We start from the raw sequence: 22,169 nt of genomic DNA, 5'->3' as shown, positions 1-22,169 counted from the left end.
ACAGTTTGGCGACGACTGCCATGAGCTGTGGAATTCGGGGACATTGGGCACAAATAGGGCATTACGGAATCCTTTACGTGCCAATCGAACCCAACTGTGCGGATTCCGAAGACGGCTGGGGCTTTGCCGTTCTAGTTTGTGCCGCACGTCGAATCGCGGGGGCGAAGGTGTCGACGTCTGACAGGGGAGGAACCCATTCCAATGCCCGTACGCCGGATTCTTGCGGCCCTCGCGACAGCCGTCACCGTGCTCGCTGCGTCGGCATCGATCGCCCATGCCGACACGATTACCACCAATGTGACAGTTGGCGGAAACGACACCACCACCGTAGGCAGTTCCACGACGGTTGGTTACACGCTGAACGCGGCCAAGGACTCGACCTCAAATGGATGCAATGCGAGAGGTAACGCGCCGGTCACGGTGACTGTGGCGGTGACCGTGCCTGTCGGAACAGTCGCGACCGTGTCACCGTCAATACTCAGCTTCGTCGACTGCACCACGACGAAGAACGTCTCTCTCGGCGTCAACAAGGCCGGCAACTACCCCGTTACGGTGACGACCTCCGCGCCCGACGTCGACACGTCCGGTGCGAGTTTCACGCTGCACGTCAACGCCGTGAACACCACGCCACCCGTCCTGACGCTTCCAGGCAACCTCACTGCCGAGGCAACGAGCAGCGCGGGCGCAGTTGCCAACTTCACCGCGACGGCGTTCGACGTACAGGACAATGCGGCGACCACCGTAACCTGCGGCCCGGCCTCCGGCACCACCTTCCCCCTCGGCGCCACGACCGTGAACTGCTCCTCGAAGGACAGCGCAGGCAACACCGCCACCGGCGCCTTCACCGTGGTGGTTCGGGACACTACCGGCCCGGCGCTGACGCTGTCTGACACCTCCGCAGAGGCGACCAGCGGCTCAGGCGCGCAGGTCGGCTACTCCGCAACCGCAACCGACACCGTCGACGGCCCCGTCTCGGTGAGCTGCGCTCCCGCGTCAGGCAGCACATTCGCGTTGGGGACCAGCACGGTCACCTGCTCCGCAAAGGACAGCCACAACAACACGACCAACGGCACCCTGAAGATCACGGTGAAGGACACGACGGCTCCCGCACTGACCCTGCCGACCACCACGGTGGCCGAGGCCACCTCAGGCGCAGGCACCGCCGTCATGTACACGGCCACCGCTACCGACCTGGTCGACGGCGCTCGCGCCGTGACCTGTGACCACGCGTCCGGCTCGACGTTCGCGCTCGGCACCACCACGGTCACCTGCAGCTCGGCCGACAAGGCCGGCAACACCGCGAGCGGCACCTTCGCCGTCACGGTGGGCGACACCACCGCACCCACGCTCAACCTCACGAGCACCACGGTCGAAGCCACCGGACCCGACGGTGCGACCGCCTCCTACCAAGCCGGCGCGACCGACGCCGTCGACGGGACGCGACCGATCGACTGCACCCCCGGCTCGAGCACTCAGTTCGCCCTTGGCACCACCACCGTCAACTGCTCCGCAAGCGACACCCGCGGCAACACGGCCATGGGCAAGCTCACCGTGACCGTCAAGGACAGCACCGCACCGACGTTCACGCTCCCCGACCAGACGGTCGAGGCCACCTCGGGCGACGGCGCCGCCGTCAACTTCGCAGCCTCCGCGACGGACCTCGTCGACGGCGCGGTCGCCACGACCTGCAGCAAGAGCTCCGGCGCGACCTTCGCGCTCGGCACCACCATGGTCGCCTGCACCGCCACTGACAACGCCGGGAACAAGGCGAGCGGCTCCTTCAACGTCACTGTCCAGGACAGCACCGCACCGACGCTGCAGCTCACCGACCAGTCGCAGGAAGCCACCGGTCCCAACGGCGCGAAGGTGACCTTCAGCCCCGACCCAAGCGCGACGGATGTGGTGGACGGAACCGACGACGTCGTCTGCGTGCCGGCGTCGGGATCCACCTTTGCCGTCGGCCTCACCACGGTGACCTGCACCGCCTTCGACAAGGCCGGCAACAAGGGCGAATCGACCCTCGCTGTGAGGGTTCTCGACACCACGCCACCCAGCATCAGCGCACCCAGCGTGACCAAGGAGGCCACGGGTCCCGGCGGCGCGAAGGTCTCTTTCGCTCCGACAGCCTCCGACCTCGTTGACGGTGCAGTGACCGTCACGTGCAACAGCGCCTCGGGTGAGGTGTATCCACTCGGCGACACCACCGTCACCTGCTCGGCGAAGGACTCGCACGACAACTTCAGCCACGTCCAGATGACCATCACCGTGACCGACAGCACCCCGCCTGAGATCACCACCACCGACGCCACTGCAGAGGCAACCGGCCCAGACGGCGCCATCGTGGCCTACTCCGCCAGTGCCACGGATCTCGTCGACGGCACCGTTCCGGTCACATGCACGCCCGACTCGAAGTCCACCTTCCCCCTGGGCAGCACGACTGTCAGCTGCACTGCGACGGACGCTCACGGCAACCCGGCGAAAGCCACGGCCACGGTGACCGTCCAGGACACCATCGGCCCGGTGCTGTCGCTGGCCAACCAGACGATCGAGGCGACAGGCCCGGACGGGGCCCCGGCCACGTTCAGCCCGACCGCTCACGACGTGGTGTCCGGCGACGTCCCCGTCGCCTGTGAGCAAAACACAGGGGCGACCTTCCCGATCGGCACGACGACCGTGAAGTGTGCAGCCAAGGACGGGGCCGGCAACACATCCGACGGCTCGTTCACGGTGACTGTCGGTGACCACACGGCTCCCAAGCTCACCCTCAAGGATGCTGACGCGGAGGCGACCGGTCCTCAGGGAGCCGTCGTGAACTATGAAGCGGGAGCTGTGGACATCGTCGACGGCCCGCGAGCGGTTGACTGCTCGCCCGCGTCGGGCGGGACGTTCCCCATCGCCGTCACGACCGTCAGCTGCTCGTCCTCCGACACCCGCGGCAACACCGCCGAGGGCGCCCTGAAGGTCACCGTGCACGACAACACACCGCCTGCGGTGACCGTCACCGACCAGCAGGCGGAGGCCACCGGTCCCACCGGCGCCGCAGTGACGTACTCGGCGACCGCCACCGACCTCGTCGACGGCACCGTCGCGGTCAGCTGTGACCGCGAGTCCGACTCGACCTTCCCTGTCGGGACCACCACCGTGCACTGCACGTCGACCGACGCCCATGGGAACAAGGGCGGAGCCAACTTCACGGTGACGGTCAAGGACACCACCGCCCCCGCGCTGAAGCTCCCGGTGAACCAGACGATCGAGGCGACCAGCAGCGCCGGCGCCAAGGCGACGTTCACCGCCACGGCGACGGACCTGGTCGACGGCCCCACGACCGTGACGTGTGACCCGGCGTCGGGAGCCACCTTCCCGCTCGGCACCACCACGGTCAGCTGCGCGACTGCCGACAACGTCGGCAACCCGACCAGCGGCTCGTTCACGGTCACCGTCCAGGACACCACCGCGCCGAAGCTGTCTGTTCCGGCAAGCACTACGGTCGAGGCAACGGGGCCGAACGGCGCCAAGGTGGACTACACCGCCACCGCCATCGACGCCGTCGACGGCATTCGGGACGTGACGTGCACCCCGACTTCCGGGTCCACGTTCGCGCTGGGTGACACGGTGGTCAGCTGCAACAGCTCTGACAAGGCTGGAAACAACGCCACGGCGCAGTTCACGGTCACGGTTCAGGACAAGACAGCACCCACACTGCCGTCGCTGCCTAACATCGTCCTGACCGCGTCCTCGGCCGCAGGTGCAGTGGCGACGTACAGCCCGACCGCGGCCGACGCGGTCTCGGGGACGGTGGCGGCTGTCTGCACTCCGAAGTCAGGGAGCACCTTCGCGCTCGGCACCACCACGGTCTCCTGCACCGCGACGGACGCAGCCGGCAACACCAGCCCGGCTCAGACGTTCACCGTGAACGTCTCGGCGCCGTGGACCGGCGTCCTGGCCCCGTTGAACGCGAACGGCAGCTCGGTCTACAAGATCGGCAGCACGATCCCGGTCAAGTTCCAGCTCACGGGCTCCGCCGCCGGCATCAACAACCTGGTCGCGAAGATCTACTACGCCAAGGTCAGCAACAACCTGCCCGGCACCGAGGTCGAGGCTACCTCGACCTCCGGGGCTGACACCGGCAACCAGTTCCGCTACGACACGTCAGGCAACCAGTACATCTTCAACCTCAGCACCAAGGGGTTCACCGAAGGTACCTACCAGCTGCGCATCGACCTCGGTGACGGCGTGAGCCACACGGTGAACATCACCAGCAGGAAGTAAGAACCACCACTGCCGAGACCTCGGCACGGGTCTGGCCACGAGGCCCTATCCGGCGGACGGGCGCACCACGATGACGTGGTGCGCCCGTTCTGCGTCCGCAGCAGGCGCTCAGTCGTCGGCCGCGGAGGGGATGAGCAGGCTGAAGGTCGCTCCCCCACCGGGCGTCTCGGCGACTTCGAGCCGGCCGCCGTGGGAGCGGACGATCTGGGTGACGAGGGCGAGGCCGAGACCGACGCGTCGGCCGCCCGACACGCCGTTGCCGCGGGAGAAGCGGCGCGACAGGTTCTCGACGTCGGCGGCGTCGACACCGTCACCGTGGTCGACGACGTCGACGCGCACCTGACCGTCCACGACGCCCGACCGCACCTCGACCTGGGTCCCCCTCTCTGAGTGGGCGATCGCGTTGTCGACGAGCGCCAGCACCGAGCGGCGGAGACTCGGCCGCACTCCCTCTACGACGCCGTCGCCGACCCCGGACGCCTCGTCGACGAGCGTCACCCCGTGGTCCGCGGCATACGGCAGCAGCGAGGTGACGACCTCCGATGCGAGCGCGCCCAGGTCGACCCGCTCGGCCACCTCGTCGACGTGCTCGAGCTGCGCCGAGAGCAGCAGGTCGGACACGACGTCGGCCATGGCCTGGGTGTCGTGGACGAGCTGGTCGACCTCGGCCAGCCGGCGCGCCGACGCCGGGTCACCCTCTGCCGCAGCCACATCCGCGGCGACGTGTCGACGCAGCATCTGCGCCCGCGTGCTGATGACGGCCAGAGGCGTGCGCAGCTCGTGCGACGCGTCGGCGACGAACTGGCGCTGCAGCTCCATCGCCTCGCCGAGCGGCCGCACCGCGCGCCGGCCCGCCAACAGACCGGTCAGCGCAGCCAAGAGCACCCCGAACACCCCGGCCGCAGCGGTCGACACGAGCAGCCGCTGCTCCTCGCCGGTGTGCAGGCGGATGTCGTAGACCGCGACGTAGCGCCCGCCCTCGCGCTGGTCGACCCACGCGGGCCACGACCGCCCGTCGGCGGTGAGGCTCGTCGCACCCGACACGTCCGACCCGACGGCCGAGGCCGCAGCGGCCAGCTCCGCAGGCATCGACCGCGTCGCCTCCTGCCCCGACTCGGTCAGCTTGACGAGCCACGTGCCCGGCGGGGCGTCGACGACGTCGTCGGCCGTCCGGGCGGCCGTCTCGGTGCGCCCGCGGATCTCGGCGAGCTGCTGCCGGTCGAAGAGCAGGGCCGTGCCGATGATGGCGAGCAGCACCACGAGCGCGGTCGTCGCGCCGACGCGCAGCGCCACCGAGCGCGAAGCCCGCCGCAGCGGATCGCTTTCCCCCACAGACCCTTTCGAGCGCCGGCCCATCAGGACGCCCCGAGCCGGTAGCCGACGCCGTGCACGGTCTCGATGACGGACTTCCCGAGCTTGCGGCGCAGGTAGTAGACGTAGGTGTCGACGGCCCCGAGGGTGTCGGCGTTGTCGAAGGCCGCGACGAGCAGCTCGTCGCGGGTGAAGACCCGCGTGGGCCGCCGCGCCAGCGTCTCGAGCAGTCGGGCCTCGCGCCCCGACAGCATGACCTCGCCGTCACCGCCGACGAGACGCTGCTCGCCGACCACGAGCCGCCGGGCCCCGACGGTCAGCTCGCCCGCCGCCCCACCCATCGGGCGCAGCAGGGCGCGCAGCCGCGCGAGCACCTCGTCGACGTCGAAGGGCTTGACGACGTAGTCCTGCGCGCCGGCGTCGAGACCCTCGACGCGGTCGGCGACCGTGCCCCGCGCGGTGAGGAAGAGGACGGGCGCCGTCAGCCCCCGCGAGCGCAGCCGCGTCACGAGGTCGACCCCCTCGATGCCCGGCAGCCCACGGTCGACGACGAGCACGTCCCAGTCGTCGACGAGGCCACGGTGGAGGCCCGCCTGTCCGTCACGAACGGCCGTGACGGCATACCCCTCCTCGCCGAGCAGCTCGGTGAGCATCTGCGAGAGGTCGGGGTCGTCCTCGACGAGCAGCAGTCGTGGGCGGATCGGCGACGTGGTCATGGACCGACCCTCCCCTTCCCGTCTCATAACTTTCTGAGATCACGTGACCACCATCGTCTACGTGAGCACCACCATCGCACCACACCGCGGGACCCCGAGCCGGGTCCGTCGCGCCCTGCGTGCCGGCACGGACTTCCGCCGCTGGCAGGCCCGCACGGGCGACCTCCTCGAGACTCTCGCCATCGCGAGCCTGCTCGCCGTCGTGGCGCAGTTCCTCCTCGGCAGGGGCAGCCACGACCTCGTCGCCGGCCCGGGCAGCACCACCCTCATCGCCGTCGGGCGCCTCACCGGCCTCGTCGCGATGGACCTGCTCCTCATCCAGCTGCTCCTCGCCGCCCGCGTGCCGTGGATCGACCGCGTCTACGGGATGGACCGGGCGCTCAAGGCGCACCGCGTCCTCGGCCGCGTCACCGTCCCGCTCGTGCTCGTCCACGTCGGCGCCATCGTCGTCGGCCACGCCGCGCGCGACGACCTGCACGGCCCGTTCGCGCCGGTCGTCGAGTCGTTCCGGCTGCTCACCGGCGGCAGCGACCTCCTCTTCGCCTTCCTCGCGACCGCCCTGCTCGTCGTCATCGCCGTGACGTCGGTCAGCATCGCGCGCCGTCGCCTCTCCTACGAGTGGTGGCACGTCGTGCACCTGACGTCGTATGCCGCCGTCGTCCTCGCCGTGCCGCACGAGCTGTCGATCGGCTCGGACTTCACCGCCTCGCCGTGGGTGCGCACCTACTGGTGGACCCTCTTCGTCCTCGTCGCGGCCAGCGTCCTCTGGTGGCGCCTGCTCGTCCCCGTCGCCCGCAGCCTGCGTCACCAGCTGCGCGTCACCGACGTCGTCGAGGAGGCAGCCGGCGTGTGGTCGGTGTGGATGAAGGGACGCCACCTCGACACGCTCCCGGTCCGCGCCGGCCAGTACCTCAACTGGCGCTTCGTCAGCCCCCGCCTGCTCAGGACCGCCCACCCGTGGTCGATCTCGAGCGCCCCCGACGGCCGCCACCTCCGCATCACGGTGCGCGAGCTCGGCGACCACTCGAGCCGCCTGGCCCACCTGCGACCCGGCACGCGCGTCCTCTTCGAGGGCCCGTACGGCGCCTTCACCGCCCGCCGGCGCGTGCGCCGTCGCGTCCTGCTCCTCGCCGCCGGCATCGGCGTCACGCCTGTCCGCTCGATCCTCGAGGAGCTCGTGCGCCACGGCCACGCCGGGCCCGGCGACGTCACCGTCGTCTACCGCGCCAACGACGAGTCACAGCTCGCCCTGCGCCACGAGCTCGAGCACCTCACCGCCGTCGGCGGCCACCAGCTGCTCCTCCTCGTCGGCCCCCCGGTGAACGGCTCGTGGCTGCCACCCGACCACTCCGGCGGCCGGCCGGTCCCCGACGCCGAGCGGCTCGCCGAGCTCGTCCCCGACCTGCGCCGCCACGAGGCCTACCTGTGCGGCCCCGGCGGCTGGATGAACCTCGTCCACCGCAGCCTCCTCGAGGGCGGCATCCCCAAGGCCCACATCCACGACGAAAGGTTCTCCTGGTGAGGAAGGCAACGACCGCCCTCGTCGGCCTGGCCGGCATCGTCACGCTGAGCGCGTCCTGGGCCACCGGGCTCGCGCCGAAGCACGCCGCCGTCACGGGCGTCCACATCCTCTCGTCGGCCAAGGCCGGCACGCCCGTCGCCGCCGCACCGCCGAGGCCCTCCGGCAGCGCGAAGACCTCCGGCGCCACCAGGGCGTCGGGCAGCTCGAAGACGTCGAGCGGCTCGAAGACGTCGGGCGCGGCCCCCAAGGCAGCCGCCGCCGCACCCCGCTCCGGCACCGTCGACGGCGCCGTCGTCGGGACGCAGTACGGCTCCGTCCAGGTGCGCGTCAGCTTCACGGGCACGAGGATCACCAACGTCCACGCCCTCCAGCTCACCGACAGCTCCCGCACGTCGGTGTCCATCAGCGCCGGCGCCGCCCCGACGCTGAGGCAGGAGGCCCTGGCCGCGCAGTCGGCCCAGATCGACGTCGTCAGCGGCGCCACCTACACGAGCGAGGCCTACCAGCAGAGCCTCCAGTCGGCGATCGACGCCGCCCACCTGGGCTGACGAGCCCCCACGAACCGCACCCGACAGGGTGCCCGCGACGCGGCCCGCCGATCTTCCCCTGTGGTCGGCGGGCCGCACCTCTCCCCCCGAGCCCAGCACCCGGCATACGCCCTCCGCCCGATGGCGTATGCCGTGTGCCCGGGTGCTCGGGGCCACGTACGCTCCGCCGTGGGTGCACATCCGTGCAGAAGTCAGGTCGTTCCTGACATCCGGGACCACGTGCTCTGCCATGATGCGCTCGCATCTTCACTTCTCACAGGGGCTCCTCCATGCTCGGTCGCCGGCCTTTCGCCGCGGTCCTGACGCTTGCGCTCATCGCGCCCGTCACGGTCCTCACCACGTCCACCACCGCTTCGGCGGCACCCACCCCGTCGGCGAAGAAGGTCGCGGCCAAGCACCTGCCTCACCCCGCGCGCAACGCCAAGAACGCGACGGAGCACGACCCGCACACGGTGCTCGTCAAGTTCAAGAAGTCAGCCGGCCTGGCCACCCGTGACACGGCCGTGCAGAGCCGCGGCGGCCGGGGCGCGCAGGCGCTCGCCGGCACGGACTTCGTCAAGGTCACGACGACCGGCCGCGCCGACGAGCTCGCCAGCCGCCTCAGCGCCGACCCGTCGGTCGCCGAGGTCACGCTCGACTACGTCCGCGAGGCCAGCGCCACCCCCAACGACTACTTCTACGCCACGACGCGCGAGCAGGAGTACCTCAAGACGGTGCGGATGCCCACCGCGTGGGACCGCTCGAAGGGCTCGCTCTCGCAGGTCGTCGCAGTCCTCGACACCGGCGTCAACGGCAAGCACCCCGACCTCACCGGTCGCACCGTCGCCGGCTTCAACGCGATCACCGACGTCGGCATCGCGGCCGGGGCGGCGAGCGACGACAGGGGACACGGCTCGATGGTCGCGGGCATCATCGCCGCCGAGACCAACAACGCCGAGGGCATCGCCGGCGTCGCGTGGAACGCGAAGGTCATGCCGGTCAAGGTGCTCAACTCGCAGGGCAAGGGCACCGACTCCGACATCGTCCAGGGCATCAGGTGGGCGGCCGACCACGGCGCCCGGATCATCAACATGTCGCTCGGCGGTCCCGACGACAGTCCCGCACTGCACGACGCCGTGAAGTACGCCGTCGGCAAGGGCGCCGTCGTCATCGTCGCGGCGGGCAACTCCGGCGGCGACCGTCCGGAGTACCCCGCGGCCTACGCCGAGGCCATCGCCGTCGCCGCGACGGACGACGCCGGCACGCTCACCTACTTCAGCACCCACGGCTCGTGGGTCGACGTCGCGGCTCCCGGCTGGGGCATCCTCTCGACCGAGCGCAACAGCGACTACTACTTCGGCGACGGCACGTCGTTCTCCGCACCCATCGTGGCGGGCATCGCCGTGCTGCTGCGCAGCCAGACCCCGTCGATGACCCCGGCGCAGATCGCGGCCCGGCTGCGCACGACCGCTCGCGACGCGGGCCCGCGCGGCATCGACCCCTACTACGGCGCCGGCATCGTCGACGCGACCAACGCCCTCGGCGGCGGCTGGGCGGCCGACGTCGCCCAGCCGTCCAACGGCGTCAACGAGCCCAACGACGTCCCCTCCCGCGCCCTCGGCCGCGAGTCCGCGGGGCTCACCTACGGCTCGCTGTCCACCGAGGGCGACGTCGACTGGTGGCGCTTCGACGTGCCGAGCCAGCGCCAGGTGACCTTCACCCTGACGCCGCCGTGGTTCGACAGCAACGCCGCCCAGAACGTCGACCCGGTCCTCGCGGTCTACGACGAGAACCTCAGGCTCGTCGCCGAGGTCGACCAGACGGCCGAGGGCGAGGCCGAGACCGCGACGGTCCGCCTCACCGGCGGCCCGCACTACGTCACCGTCCGCAACTTCAACGGCGCCCGGGACGACCGCGACTACTCGCTGTCCATCGAGCCCGGCGGCGCCGGCATCCTCAACCCCGCGACGCAGGTCGTGCCCGGGGCTGCCTACGGACCCCTCGCCTACGGCGACGTCACCGGCGACTCCAGGGGCGACGTCGTCGCCGGCGTGGTCCCGGGCAGCAGCACGGGCCAGCTCCACGTCCTGCGCCAGCAGTCGACCGGCGGACTCCTGGCCCCCGTCGCCTACGAGACGTCCGGCGCCTCCGTCGTCCGGAACGTCGTGACCACGCAGCTCGACGGTGACACCAACCGCGACGTCGTCGTCTCGACCGACCTCGGCATCCAGATCTTCCGCCAGACCGACACCCACGTGCTGGCCACGCCGCAGGTCGTCCCCGACACGACGGGCACGACGTTCGTCGCGGCCGGTGACCTCGACGGCGACGGTCGCACCGACCTCGTCCAGTCGACAGACACCGAGATCGCCGTCCTCCTGGCACAGACGGACGGGTCGTGGGTCCGCACCGTCGTCGACGCCGCCGGTGCCAGGAAGCTCGTCATCGGGGACCTCGACGGCGACGGTCGCCCCGACGTCGCCGGCAGCCGCGGCGACACCGTGGTGGTCCTCCACAACACGACCGCCGGCTGGATCCCGACGTCGCAGACGGTGCCCGGGGACTCGGGCACCAACGCCATCGCGGTCGCCGACGCCAACGGTGACGGGCGCACCGACCTCGTCGCCGCCACCGGGGGCAACCGCCCGTCCAGCCGCCTGCTCGTCTGGCACCAGGCGGCCGACCACACCCTCGCCGCGACGCCGACGAGCATGGTCGTCCCCGACATCCCGGAGGCCCTCGAGGCCGCCGACGTCACCGGCGACGGCCGCACCGACTTCGTCATGGCCCACGGCGGCTGGTCCACCGTCAGCGTCGTCGAGCAGCGTGCCGACGGCACGCTCCTGGCGGCCAGCGGCAGCTTCGCCAACTCCCCGTCGAGCTACGACCTCACCGGTCTGGCCGTCGGGGACCTCACGGGTGACGGCAGGATCGATGCCGTCGCGGCGTCCTACAACGGTCTCGACCTGCTCTCCAACGCCGGCGCACCCACGCCGACCGGAGCGCAGCACCTCGTCCGGAGCACCTGGCCGGCCGACTTCGGCAGCGGTCTGCCGGTCACGACGACGCCGACGGTGACCTTCGCCCGCGACGTCAACGCCTCGACGGTGACCACCTCGACCGTGCGCGTCGTCAACGGCCGCACCGGCAGCGTCGTCCCGGCCACCGTGGCCTACGACGCCGCCAAGCGCACCGCGACGATCAGGCCTACGGCCGCACTCTACGACTACGCGCCCTACCGCCTGCTCGTCTCGGGCGTGAAGGACTCGTCCGGGGCGACCATGGCCGAGGTCAGCTCGTCGACCTTCCGCACCGTCGACCTCGCCCCGGCAGCGGTCGGCTCGTTCAAGGCGACCGGAGCACTGCGCGCCGCGACGCTGACGTGGAAGGCTCCGGCGGTCAACGACCTCGACCGCTACATCGTCCGGATGGCAACGGGATCCACGCCTCCGGCCAACGTCACCGCCGGCACGGGGGTCTACTCGGGCACCGCGACGAGCGCCACGGTCACCCTCGCGCAGGGCACGACCTACAGCTTCAAGATCTGGGCCAAGGACCGGTCGGGCAAGTACAGCCCGTCCGCCTGGGGCAAGCTCGTCGGCACCGCGGAGACCATCGGCTCCAGCACGACCTCGCTGACGAAGGGACGCTCGGTCACCCTGACGAGCAAGCTGACCCGACGCGACACCGGTGGCGCCATCGCCGGCGTCCCGGTCCAGCTCTACTGGCGCAAGGTCGGTTCGACGACGTGGAACCTCACGGTGACGCGCACGTCGACCTCGACGGGCACGGTCTCCTACGCGCACGCACCCAGCGCGTCGGTCGACTACATGTGGGTCTACCGCGGGTCGAGCGCCTTCGTCGGCTCGAGCAGCGCGCTGCGTCGGGTCACCGTCCGCTGACGGGCGGGCGCCGGCCCACCTCCGAGCACGTATGCCGCAGGGCCCCGTCCACCCGGACGGGGCCCTGCGTGCGTGGTGGGCTCGGGCGGTCAGACCCAGCGGTAGCGACGCTCGGGGCGACCGGTCGCGCCGTAGCGCAGGGTCACCTCGGCCTGACCGAACGAGACGAAGTGCTCGAGGTAGCGTCGGGCGCTGACCCGCGAGATGCCCACGGCCTCAGCGCATTCCGTCGCCGACAGGGTCTCGCCCGACTCGCGGAGCGCCTTCTCGACCGCCTCCGCCGTCTCGGCGCTGAGACCCTTCGGCAGCGCGGCCACCGGGCCCCGGCCGACCGGCTGCGTGGAGAACGCCGCGTCGATCTCCTCCTGCGTCAGGTCGTCGCTGAGATCGCGCGCCCGCTCGGCGGCATACGTCTTGAGTCGCTGCTCGAGGTCGGCGAAGGCGAAGGGCTTGAGGAGGTAGCCGACGACGCCCTGGCGCACCGCGGCCCGCACCGCGTCGGCCTCCTTGGCCGCGGTGATGACGAGCACGTCGCACGTGTGCCCGGCCGCGCGCAGGCGCGTGACGACGTCGAGCCCGAACGCGTCGGGGAGGTAGAGGTCGAGCAGCACGAGGTCGGGCCGGAGGTCGGCCACCATCGACAGCGCCTCGTCGCCCGTCCGGGCGGTGCCGACGACCTCGAAGCCGTCGACGCGCTCGACGAAGCCACGGTGGATGCGGGCCACCATGAAGTCGTCGTCGACGACGAGCACCGTGATCATCGCTTCTCCTCCGCGTGCCCGGTGGCGGCCTCGACGGTGAGGCGGGCGACGAACTTCGCGCCCGTCGGGGTGCTCTCGACCTCGACCTCGCCGCCCCGACGTTGGCAGATCAGCCGCGTCAGCGCCAGCCCGATGCCACGCTCCCCCGCCCGGGCCGCCTTCGTCGTGTAGCCGTGGGTGAAGACCTCGGTCACGACCTCGGGCGCGATGCCGGGCCCCGAGTCGACGACGCTGACCTCGAGCGAGCTCGCGTCCTGCCGGATCGTCAGCTCGACCCACTTGTCGGGGCCCTCGGACGACGCGGCGGCGTCGATCGCGTTGTCGACGAGGTTGCCGACGACGGCGGCGACGTCCGCCGAGTCCCGCTGGCCGATGCGGCCGAGCGACGTGTCGTCCGAGACCCGGAGCTCGACCCGGCGCTCGGTCGCCTGCGCGGCCTTGGCCATGACGAGCGCCGTCACGGCCGTGTCGCGGATGCGGCGCGACACCGTCAGGTCGAGCTGGGCCCGGTGCTCGCTCACCGCGTCGACGTAGCCGACGACCTCGTCGTACTCCCCGAGCTGGATGAGCCCCGAGATCGTGTGGAGCTGGTTGGCGAACTCGTGCGCCTGCGCCCGGAGCAGCTCGGTCGTGCTGCGGAACGAGCCGATCTCGCGCTCGAGGTCGGCGAGCTCGGTGCGGTCGCGCAGCGTCGTCACCGACCCGAGCGGCCGGCCGTCCTTGCTGACCTCCATGCGGTTCATGACGAGCACCCGTCCACGCCGCAGCACCACCTGGTCGCGCGGCGCCTGACGCACTCCGGCGCCGCTCGCGCCACCCGCGGCGTCGCTCGCCACGTCCTCCGTCCCGCGCGACCCGTCCTCGTCGGTCTCGTCGATCTCGTCGGTCTCGTCGGTCACGCCGCGCAGCACGTCCCGCAGTCGTGGACCGATCGGCAGGTCGTCGAGACGCATCCCCACGGCGTGCTCCGGGAGGTCGAGCAGGCGCTGGGCGACGTTGTTGACCAAGGTGATCCGCTCGTTCGTGTCGAGCGCGACGACCCCCTCGGCCAGACCGAAGAGCATGGCCTCGCGGCTCTCGGCGAGGCCCGTGATCTCGGCCGGCTCGAGACCGAGCGTCTGCCGCTTGATGCGTCGCGCGAGCAGCCACGAGCCCACTCCACCGAGCACGAGGGCGATGCCGAGGTAGGTCGGCAGGTACGACGACGCACCTTGCAGGCGGTCGAGAGCGGACGGCATACGCACGGCGACCATGACGGTGCCCAGCTGGGCGCCGACGGGCAGCGGCGCCGACTCCGACGACGACGTCGGGGTGTAGAGCAGCGGGCTCTGCGCGACGAGCATCCGCTCACCGCGCACGTCCATGACGCCCGTCCAGCTCGCTCCCTCGCCGACGGCCGGCGCGCCGAGCGGGATCCGGGTCTTGTCGATCGTCGGGTCCGACGACACCCGCGCGATCTCGTCGGCGTCCGCGATCGTCACCGACGTGACGTTGTACTGCGTCACGACCGACTGCACGACGGCCGGGAGCACGTTGACGATCCCGCCGGGACCCATCTCGGTGCGCACGATCGGAGTGCTCGCGAGCTGCTCGGCGACGGCCGACACCCGACGGCCCTCGGTGCGCGTGAACGTCGACTCCGACTGCGCGAGGGACACCAGCGCGACCGTCACGAGCACCCCGAGGAGGATGACCATCTGCACGACGAGCAGCTGCCCGGCGAGGGAGAGGCGACCGAAGCGGCCCGGTCTCTGCGTGACCAAAACGAACTCAACCTTCATTGCTGACACAAGGGCGACACGGCGTCGTGACGCAGGCCACGATCATGCCGTTCCAGCCACAGAACGCGAAAGAGACCTCAACGATGAGCACTCGCACTCCCGCCCGCAGGTCCGTCCTGCTCGGCGTCACCGTCGGCGTCACCGCCCTGGCCCTCTCGGCCTGCGGCGCCACCGCCAAGAAGGACGACGCCGCCACCGGCGCGGCCGGCGGCTCCCCCGCCAGCAACCTCCAGATCATGGTCCCCAACGCGCCCGGCGGCGGCTACGACACGACCGCCCGCACCGCGGCCAAGGTCATGGAGGCCGCCAAGATCACCAGCGCGATCCAGGTCTTCAACCTCCCGGGCGCCGGCGGCACCGTCGGCCTGCAGCGCACGGTCAACGAGAAGGGCAACGGCAAGCTCGCCATGCAGATGGGCCTCGGCGTCGTCGGCGCCGCCTACACGCAGAAGAGCCAGGCCACCCTCAACGACACCACCCCCATCGCCAAGCTCATCGAGGAGGCCGGCGCGATCGTCGTGCCGAAGGACTCGCCCTACACGGACGTCAAGGCGCTCGTCGCGGCGTGGAAGGCCGACCCGAAGAAGGTCAACGTCGGTGGCGGCTCGTCCCCGGGCGGACCCGACCACCTGCTCCCGATGCAGCTGGCCAAGGCCGTCGGCATCGATCCCAAGACCGTCAGCTACATCGGCTTCGACGGCGGCGGCGAGCTGCTCCCGGCCCTCATCGGCAACAAGATCTCCTTCGGTGCCAGCGGCTTCGGCGAGTTCCTCGACCAGGTCAAGGCCGGCCAGGTCAAGGTCCTCGCGGTGACGAGCGACAAGCGCATCGACGCCCTGCCCGACGTGCCGACCCTCAAGGAGTCCGGCATCGACCTCGTCTTCACCAACTGGCGCGGCATCGTGGCCCCTCCCGGCATCTCCGACGCCGACAAGGCCACGTGGATCGACGCGCTGACGAAGATGCACGCCTCGCAGGGCTGGAAGGACGAGATGGCGAAGCGCGGCTGGACCGACGCCTTCGTGACCGGTGACGCGTTCGGCACCTTCCTCAAGGAGCAGGACGCCTCGGTCGCCGAGATCCTCACCACCCTCGGACTGGCCAGCTGACCATGTCGGACCACACCCCCGACCCCACGCGCGACGCGCCTGCCGGTGGGCCGAGCAGCCCCACCGCCGCGTCCGTCGACACGTCCGACGGGGTGCCCACGCAGGCCCGCGGGGACCGCGCACAGTACGGCATGTGCGCGTTCCTCGCGGTCCTCGGCGGGCTGCTGCTCTTCGACGCGGCCCGCATCGGTCACGCGACGAGCAGCAACGACCCCGTGGGTCCCCGTCCCGTGCCGATCATCCTCGGCATCCTGCTGCTCGTGACCGCAGTGCTGTATGCCGTCGACGTCTACCGCGGCGGCGTCGGCAGCGCCGAGGAGGGCGAGGACGTCGACCTCTCGACCGGCTCGGACTGGAAGACCCTCGGCATGCTCGCCGGCTTCTTCATCCTCAACGCGCTGCTCATCGAGCCGCTCGGCTGGGTCATCAGCGGCACCATCCTCTTCGCCGGCTCGGCCTTCGCCCTCGGCAACCGCCACCACGTGCGCGGTCTGCTCTTCGGCCTGGGCCTCGCGCTCGCCACCTTCTACGCCTTCGCCATCGGGCTCGACGTCAACCTGCCCGCCGGCGTGCTGCAAGGAATCCTCTGATGGACAACTTCGCCAACCTCATCGACGGGTTCGGGCACGTCCTGACCCCGATGAACCTCCTCTTCGCCCTCATCGGCGTCACCATCGGCACGGCCGTCGGCGTCCTCCCGGGCATCGGGCCGGCCATGACCGTCGCCCTGCTGCTCCCGGTCACGTACGGCCTCGAGCCGACGCAGGCCCTCATCATGTTCGCCGGCATCTTCTACGGCGGCATGTACGGCGGCTCGACGACCTCGATCCTGCTCAACACCCCCGGTGAGTCCTCCTCGGTCGTGACGGCCATCGAGGGCAACAAGATGGCCAAGGCGGGTCGGGCCGCCCAGGCGCTCGCCACCGCGGCCATCGGCTCCTTCGTCGCCGGCACGATCGGCACGCTGCTGCTCGCACTGGTCATGCCGCAGGTCGTGAAGTTCGCCGTCAGCCTCGGCGCCCCTGAGTACTTCGCGATCATGCTGCTGGCCTTCGCCGGCGCGAGCGCGGTGCTCGGCAGCTCGCGCATCCGCGGCTTCGCGGCCCTGCTCATCGGCCTCGCCATCGGGCTCATCGGCATCGACAAGGTGACCGGCCAGCAGCGCATGACCTTCGGGACCGCGCAGCTCGCCGACGGCATCGACGTCGTCGTCGTCGCGGTCGGCATCTTCGCCGTCGGCGAGGCACTCTGGGTCGCGGCCCACCTGCGGCGCAAGGCTGCCGGTGTCATCCCGGTCGGCCGCCCGTGGATGGGGCGCGACGACTGGGGCCGCTCGTGGAAGCCGTGGCTGCGCGGCACCGCGTTCGGCTTCCCCTTCGGAGCGCTCCCCGCCGGTGGCGCCGAGATCCCGACCTTCCTGTCGTACATGACGGAGCGCAAGCTCTCGAAGCGACCGGAGGAGTTCGGCAAGGGCGCCATCGAGGGCGTCGCCGGACCCGAGGCGGCCAACAACGCCTCGGCCGCCGGCACCCTGGTCCCGATGCTCGCGCTCGGGCTGCCCACCAACGCGACGGCCGCGATCATGCTGGCCGCCCTGCAGGGCTGGGGCCTCGAGCCCGGGCCGCTGCTCATGGAGAAGCAGCCGGTGCTCGTCTGGACGCTCATCGCGAGCCTCTTCGTCGGCAACACGATGCTGCTGCTGCTCAACCTGCCACTCGCCCCGGCCTGGGCCAAGCTGCTCCAGATCCCGCGTCCCTACCTCTACGCCGGCATCCTCTTCTTCGCCTCCATGGGGGCGTATGCCGTCAACGCCCAGCCGTTCGACCTGCTCCTCCTGCTCGTGCTGGGCATGGTCGGCTTCGCGCTGCGCCGCTTCGGGTTGCCGGTGCTGCCGCTCATCATCGGCGTCATCCTCGGCCCGCTCGCCGAGCTGCAGGGGCGACGCTCGCTCCAGCTCTCGGGCGGCGACCTCAGCGGCCTCGTCGGCGGCCCCGTCGCCTGGGTCTGCTACGCGATCATCGCACTCGTGCTGCTGTGGCCGGTCGTCGGCAGGCTGATCGGCCGGGGTCGTGGACACGGCCGGGACGGCGACGGTGGCCCGGGCTCGAGCACCACGGCGACGACGGAGGTCATGGCATGACGATCCTCGTCGGCTACATCCCCACCCCGCAGGGCGAGGCGGCCCTCGCCGCCGCCATCGCCGAGGCGAAGGCGCACGACGAGTCGGTGCTCGTCATCAACATGTCCCGCGACGACAAGCTCGTCGACGCCCACCGCGCCGAGGGCTCGGACCTCGACCGGCTGGACGCCGACCTGGCGGAGTCCGGGGTGATGCACGAGGTGCGCCGCATCGAGCACGGCACCGACCCCGCCGACCAGCTGCTCGACGTCGTCGAGCGGGAGCAGCCACGGATGCTCGTCATCGGCATCCGGCACCGCAGCGCGGTCGGCAAGCTGCTGCTCGGCTCGACCGCGCAGCGCCTGCTGCTCGACGCCACCTGCCCGGTCCTCGCCGTCAAGGCCGACTGAGCGACCCGGCATACGCCCCCACCACCACCCGTCCACCCACTCGAGTGGTCACTCCCGTACACGCCCCAGCCCGTACGGAAGTGACCACTCGACGGGGTTTCGTGGGTCAGGTGGGCGACGGGGCGCGGGAGACGCCGACGTGGCGGGCGACCTCGGCGAAGCCGGCCCGCTGGTAGAGCCCGATCGCGGGCCCGCCGTCCTCGGCGACGATGACGAGCCGCCCGACGGCAGGGTCCTCGAGCGCCCACTCCCCCGCGGCCCGCACGAGCGCGCCCGCGATGCCCCGTCGCCGGTGGCTCTCGAGCGTGACGACGTCCTGGTAGCGCGCGAGGTCACCGAGCCGCACGATGCCGAGGTTCGCGACGAGCCGGTCGCCACCGAACGCCCCGAACCACCGCGCCCGCCCCGACTCGACGAGCGCGCGCTGCGCCGCCGCCCGCCGCCGCTCGAAGACGAGACGCCCGTCGCGCCGGTCCTCGGGGGTATCGCTCCCGCCGACGTGCGCCGACTGCTCCCAGTCGTCGTCGGACTCGAGCGCACGGAGCAGTATGCCGTCCGCTGCGGCCGCGGGAGCCGGCACCGACGTCGTGGCGAGGTCGACGTCGACCTCGACGTCCCAGCCGTGGGCGGCCCAGGCCTCGGTGTCGCCGCCCGGCTGCGTGAAGGCGATCGCCCGGTGATGGGCGTCCGGCAGCTCGGCCTCGAAACGCGAGGTCCACCGCTCGACCTCGTCCGAGCGGGCCGCGGTCGGCACGAGCAGGAAGTTGCCCCACCAGAAGGTCGGGTTGGCCGGGGTCCGCACGACGAGGTGGTCGCCGTGGTCGGTCACGGTGGAGCCCTGCAGCCGCAGCAGGTCGAGATCGGTGGTCAGCCCGGGACTGTCGATGCGCACCCCCCGATCCTTCCACCGTCGAAAGGCCACAAACCGGCCCGTCCCCACCGTCGAAAGGCCAGACTCGGCCCGTCCCCCACCGTCGAGAGGCCACAAACCGGGGTCGCGACGGAGGAGCGACCCCGGTTTGTGGCCTCTCGACGGTTGAAAGAAGTGGGCGAGGTGGGTCGGAGTCGACGGGCTCGGAGGGTCAGCCGGCGACGCACGAGCCGGTGTCGACCGCCGCCCCGGCCGACGTGGCCTGGTCGAGCACCGGCCGTGCCTCGGCGAGGGTCAGGGCGTAGCCGGTCGAGTCGTCCTCGAGCGACTTGGCGAAGATGACCCCGACGACGCGCCCCTCGGTGTCGAGCAGGGGCCCGCCCGAGTTGCCCGGCTGGACGGTCGCGGCGAGCGAGTAGATCTCGCGGATCACGCGCTCGCGGCCGTAGATGTCGAGCCCTCGGGCCTCGAGCTGGGCCCGGACACGGGCCGAGACGACGCGGTAGGGGCCGTCGAGCGGGTAGCCCGGGACCGCGGCCGAGTCTCCGCGCTTCAGCTCGCCGCCGAGCGGGAGCGCCGGCAGCGAGAGCCCCGGCACGCTGAGCACGGCGAGGTCGCGGCGCGCGTCGAAGACGACGACTCGGGCCCGCAGCGTCTGGTCGCCGCCCTCCACCCGCACCTCGTCGGCGCCGGCGACGACGTGGGCGTTGGTGACGATCCGGCCCGGCGAGAGCACCCAGCCGGTGCCCTCCTGGCCGCGCTGGCACGACTGGGACTGGGTCGTCACCTTGACGACGGACCGGCCGGCCTCGCGGATGGCCGGCGACTGCGCGACCTCGGGGTCGGGGTCCTGCACCGGCGTGATCGGCTCGGGAGCGAGATCGCCGAACACCTGGGGGAAGCCCTGGCTCGACAGGAAACCGCGGAAGCTCGCGAAGACCTGCCCGGTCTGCTCGGGGACGACGGAGTTGACGACCTGCAGCACCTTCGACTCGGCCATCGCCTTGGACAGCGACGGGTTGCCCGCCGTGCGCAGCGCGCCGCCGATGAACCAGATGATGAGGCTGGCGGCGAGCATGACGACGACGGCGCCCAGGGCCGAGTCGACCCGGCGCAGCGACGTCTGGCCGACCTGGCGCCGGATCCGTGATCCGAGGAGGCTGCCGAGGTACTGGCCGAGCCACCCGAAGGCCACGACGCCGAGGATGAGCACGAGCACGCGCGTGCGGTCGTTGTCGGCGACCGCCTCCCAGCGGGCGAGCATCTCGGGCAGCTGCCACACCGCGAACATGGCGAACACGAAGAAGCCGACGAGCGAGAAGACGCTCTGGATGAGGCCCTGCCGGTAGCCGGAGTAGGCGTAGGCCAGCAGGAGCAGGACCAGGGCGATGTCGAGCACGACGCTGCCGGTCATGGACGCCTCCCTCCCAGGTAGCGCTCGGGGAGCTCGCGCCTGATCTCAGGATCCCACGGCCGTGACAGGCCGCCGAGCTCGAGGACGCTGCTGATGAGCCCGGCGGTGAAGCCCCAGAGGAGCAGGTGGTCGAGGTCGAAGCCGGGGCCGACGTAGCCGGACGGGTGCGTCACCGAGAAGCGGGTGGCCGGGTCGACGAGGTGCGAGACCGGCACCGAGAGCACGTCGTGCACCTCGGCCGGGTCGCGGACCCCGATGGGCGAGGGCTGGGCCCACCAGCCGAGCACCGGCGCGACGACGAACTGCGCCGGCGCGAGGAAGAGCGAGGGCAGCTGGGCCACGACGTCGACACCCGCGGGGTCGACGCCCGTCTCCTCCTCGGCCTCGCGCAGCGCCGTCGCGACGAGGTCGTCGTCCTCGGGGTCGCGGGAGCCACCGGGGAAGGCGATCTGGGCCGGCTGGGTGCGCATGGTGTGCGAGCGCTCGATGAGCACGACGTGCTCGCTGTCGTCGTCGGCCCCGGCAGGTGGGGGGCCGAAGAGGATGAGCACCGCCGACTCGCGGCCGCCCTCCTCCGGGGGCAGGAAGCGCGAGAACCACTCGGGTGCGACCTCCTCGAGGCGCACCGCGAGCTCGTCCATCCACGCGGGGCGCGGCACGGCCCCCGCCCCGAGCGCCGGGGAGGGCTCGATGGAACCCGACCTGCCGGCATACGCGATCCGGCTGACGGTGCTCGTCACTTCGGGGCCAGCTCGTACTTCAGGAGCTTCGCCGCCTTGTCGGGGTCTGTCTCGCCGGCGCCGTAGCTCGGGCACCAGCGCGCCACCGGGCACGCCCCGCAGGCCGGCTTCTTGGCGTGGCAGGTGCGGCGGCCGTGGAAGATGACGACGTGGCTGAGCATCGTCCAGTCCTTGCGCATGAAGAGCCGGCCGATCTCGTGCTCGACCTTGACCGGGTCCTCCTCCTCGGTCCAGCCGAAGCGGCGCACGAGGCGCCCGAAGTGCGTGTCGACGGTGATGCCCGGGATGTCGAACGCGTTGCCGAGCACGACGTTGGCGGTCTTGCGGCCGACACCGGGCAGGGTCACGAGGTCCTTGAGCCGCGGGGGCACCTCGCCGTCGAAGCGCTCGACGAGGGCGATGCCGAGCTTGATGAGCGAGTCGGTCTTGGCGCGGTAGAAGCCGGTCGGCTGGATGATCGTCTCGAGCTCGGCGCGGTCGGCGTTCGCGTAGTCGGCAGCCGTCTGGTACTTCGCGAAGACGATGGGCGTCACCTTGTTGACCCCGACGTCGGTGGTCTGCGCCGACAGGATCGTCGCGACGAGCAGCTCGAGGGGCGTGCTGAAGTCGAGCTCGCAGTGGGCGTAGGGGTAGCGCTCGTGGAGGGCGCGGTACATCTTCCGGGCGCGCCGGGTCCGCGCCACAGGGGTCTCGTCGTCGATCACGAGGGCTCGGGGG

General features: G+C 71.3%; 16 protein-coding genes. 8 read left to right on the top strand and 8 right to left on the bottom strand.

What is annotated here, in order from left to right; genetic code table 11:
* Positions 1-201: 201 nt before the first annotated feature.
* Positions 202-4,269, top strand: coding sequence for an HYR domain-containing protein (locus ACSSS0_RS14240; protein ID WP_487228495.1), 4,068 nt, complete (start codon positions 202-204; stop codon positions 4,267-4,269).
* A gap of 108 nt (positions 4,270-4,377) precedes the next feature.
* On the opposite strand, the gene ACSSS0_RS14235 is transcribed toward ACSSS0_RS14240, so the two are convergent.
* Complete coding sequence (locus ACSSS0_RS14235) at positions 4,378-5,562, bottom strand: sensor histidine kinase (RefSeq protein WP_487228494.1); 1,185 nt, start codon at positions 5,560-5,562, stop codon at positions 4,378-4,380.
* A 62-nt stretch (positions 5,563-5,624) separates the two neighbouring features.
* The gene (locus ACSSS0_RS14230) at positions 5,625-6,296 is read right to left on the bottom strand and encodes a response regulator transcription factor (RefSeq protein WP_487228493.1); all 672 of its coding nucleotides are present in this window, start codon (positions 6,294-6,296) and stop codon (positions 5,625-5,627) included.
* A 61-nt stretch (positions 6,297-6,357) separates the two neighbouring features.
* On the opposite strand from ACSSS0_RS14230, the gene ACSSS0_RS14225 reads away from it, so the two are divergent.
* From ACSSS0_RS14225 to ACSSS0_RS14215, 3 genes are all read left to right on the top strand, one after another.
* Positions 6,358-7,818, top strand: coding sequence for a ferredoxin reductase family protein (locus ACSSS0_RS14225; RefSeq protein ID WP_487228492.1), 1,461 nt, complete (start codon positions 6,358-6,360; stop codon positions 7,816-7,818).
* The gene (locus ACSSS0_RS14220) at positions 7,815-8,366 is read left to right on the top strand and encodes an FMN-binding protein (RefSeq protein WP_487228491.1); all 552 of its coding nucleotides are present in this window, start codon (positions 7,815-7,817) and stop codon (positions 8,364-8,366) included. The genes ACSSS0_RS14225 and ACSSS0_RS14220 overlap by 4 nt, the downstream gene beginning before the upstream one ends.
* 269 nt (positions 8,367-8,635) lie before the next feature.
* Positions 8,636-12,247 carry a S8 family serine peptidase gene (locus ACSSS0_RS14215; RefSeq protein WP_487228490.1) on the top strand — a complete coding sequence of 1,204 codons (3,612 nt, stop codon included), beginning with the start codon at positions 8,636-8,638 and terminating at the stop codon, positions 12,245-12,247.
* A gap of 89 nt (positions 12,248-12,336) precedes the next feature.
* On the opposite strand, the gene ACSSS0_RS14210 is transcribed toward ACSSS0_RS14215, so the two are convergent.
* Complete coding sequence (locus ACSSS0_RS14210; protein WP_487228489.1) at positions 12,337-13,008, bottom strand: response regulator; 672 nt, start codon at positions 13,006-13,008, stop codon at positions 12,337-12,339.
* Positions 13,005-14,789, bottom strand: coding sequence for a sensor histidine kinase (locus ACSSS0_RS14205; RefSeq protein ID WP_487228488.1), 1,785 nt, complete (start codon positions 14,787-14,789; stop codon positions 13,005-13,007). The genes ACSSS0_RS14210 and ACSSS0_RS14205 overlap by 4 nt, the downstream gene beginning before the upstream one ends.
* Positions 14,790-14,872: 83 nt before the next feature.
* Here ACSSS0_RS14205 and ACSSS0_RS14200 point away from each other — a divergent pair, with 83 nt between their 5' ends.
* The 4 genes from ACSSS0_RS14200 to ACSSS0_RS14185 are packed head-to-tail and all read left to right on the top strand — an operon-like array spanning position 14,873 to position 18,427.
* Complete coding sequence (locus tag ACSSS0_RS14200) at positions 14,873-15,898, top strand: Bug family tripartite tricarboxylate transporter substrate binding protein (RefSeq protein ID WP_487228487.1); 1,026 nt, start codon at positions 14,873-14,875, stop codon at positions 15,896-15,898.
* Positions 15,899-15,900: 2 nt separating this feature from the next.
* A complete protein-coding gene (locus ACSSS0_RS14195; protein ID WP_487228486.1) occupies positions 15,901-16,488 on the top strand; it encodes a tripartite tricarboxylate transporter TctB family protein in 588 nt (195 codons plus the stop codon).
* Entirely contained in the window at positions 16,488-18,038 is a 1,551-nt protein-coding gene (locus tag ACSSS0_RS14190) for a tripartite tricarboxylate transporter permease (RefSeq protein WP_487228485.1), read from the top strand. The genes ACSSS0_RS14195 and ACSSS0_RS14190 overlap by 1 nt, the downstream gene beginning before the upstream one ends.
* Positions 18,035-18,427, top strand: coding sequence for a universal stress protein (locus ACSSS0_RS14185; protein WP_487228484.1), 393 nt, complete (start codon positions 18,035-18,037; stop codon positions 18,425-18,427). Before ACSSS0_RS14190 ends, ACSSS0_RS14185 begins: the two co-directional genes overlap by 4 nt.
* A 106-nt stretch (positions 18,428-18,533) precedes the next feature.
* On the opposite strand, the gene ACSSS0_RS14180 is transcribed toward ACSSS0_RS14185, so the two are convergent.
* The 4 genes from ACSSS0_RS14180 to nth form a co-directional block, all read right to left on the bottom strand.
* Positions 18,534-19,319 (bottom strand): GNAT family N-acetyltransferase, encoded by a 786-nt coding sequence (locus ACSSS0_RS14180; RefSeq protein WP_487228483.1) that lies wholly within the window; start codon positions 19,317-19,319, stop codon positions 18,534-18,536.
* A gap of 190 nt (positions 19,320-19,509) precedes the next feature.
* A complete protein-coding gene (locus tag ACSSS0_RS14175) occupies positions 19,510-20,712 on the bottom strand; it encodes a MarP family serine protease (RefSeq protein WP_487228482.1) in 1,203 nt (400 codons plus the stop codon).
* Positions 20,709-21,452, bottom strand: a complete 744-nt coding sequence (locus ACSSS0_RS14170) for an NUDIX hydrolase (RefSeq protein WP_435987303.1) — start codon at positions 21,450-21,452, stop codon at positions 20,709-20,711. Before ACSSS0_RS14170 ends, ACSSS0_RS14175 begins: the two co-directional genes overlap by 4 nt.
* A complete protein-coding gene (nth, locus tag ACSSS0_RS14165; protein WP_487231209.1) occupies positions 21,449-22,108 on the bottom strand; it encodes an endonuclease III in 660 nt (219 codons plus the stop codon). The genes ACSSS0_RS14170 and nth overlap by 4 nt, the downstream gene beginning before the upstream one ends.
* Between the last annotated feature and the right edge of the window lie 61 nt (positions 22,109-22,169).

The sequence above is a fragment of the Terrabacter sp. R4-6 genome (assembly GCF_057529065.1).
The sequence above is the reverse complement of the archived record's forward strand: the minus strand, read 5'-3'. Positions and strand labels throughout refer to the sequence as shown.

What these genes read in the sequence shown, in the direction of transcription:
- ACSSS0_RS14240 (WP_487228495.1), top strand. Translation starts at nt 202, where the DNA reads ATGCCCGTACGCCGGATTCTTGCGGCCCTCGCGACAGCCGTCACCGTG.
- ACSSS0_RS14230 (WP_487228493.1), bottom strand. Translation starts at nt 6,296, where the DNA reads ATGACCACGTCGCCGATCCGCCCACGACTGCTGCTCGTCGAGGACGAC.
- ACSSS0_RS14215 (WP_487228490.1), top strand. Translation starts at nt 8,636, where the DNA reads ATGCTCGGTCGCCGGCCTTTCGCCGCGGTCCTGACGCTTGCGCTCATC.
- ACSSS0_RS14210 (WP_487228489.1), bottom strand. Translation starts at nt 13,008, where the DNA reads ATGATCACGGTGCTCGTCGTCGACGACGACTTCATGGTGGCCCGCATC.
- ACSSS0_RS14205 (WP_487228488.1), bottom strand. Translation starts at nt 14,789, where the DNA reads ATGAAGGTTGAGTTCGTTTTGGTCACGCAGAGACCGGGCCGCTTCGGT.
- ACSSS0_RS14200 (WP_487228487.1), top strand. Translation starts at nt 14,873, where the DNA reads ATGAGCACTCGCACTCCCGCCCGCAGGTCCGTCCTGCTCGGCGTCACC.
- ACSSS0_RS14195 (WP_487228486.1), top strand. Translation starts at nt 15,901, where the DNA reads ATGTCGGACCACACCCCCGACCCCACGCGCGACGCGCCTGCCGGTGGG.
- ACSSS0_RS14190 (WP_487228485.1), top strand. Translation starts at nt 16,488, where the DNA reads ATGGACAACTTCGCCAACCTCATCGACGGGTTCGGGCACGTCCTGACC.
- ACSSS0_RS14185 (WP_487228484.1), top strand. Translation starts at nt 18,035, where the DNA reads ATGACGATCCTCGTCGGCTACATCCCCACCCCGCAGGGCGAGGCGGCC.
- ACSSS0_RS14175 (WP_487228482.1), bottom strand. Translation starts at nt 20,712, where the DNA reads ATGACCGGCAGCGTCGTGCTCGACATCGCCCTGGTCCTGCTCCTGCTG.
- nth (WP_487231209.1), bottom strand. Translation starts at nt 22,108, where the DNA reads ATGTACCGCGCCCTCCACGAGCGCTACCCCTACGCCCACTGCGAGCTC.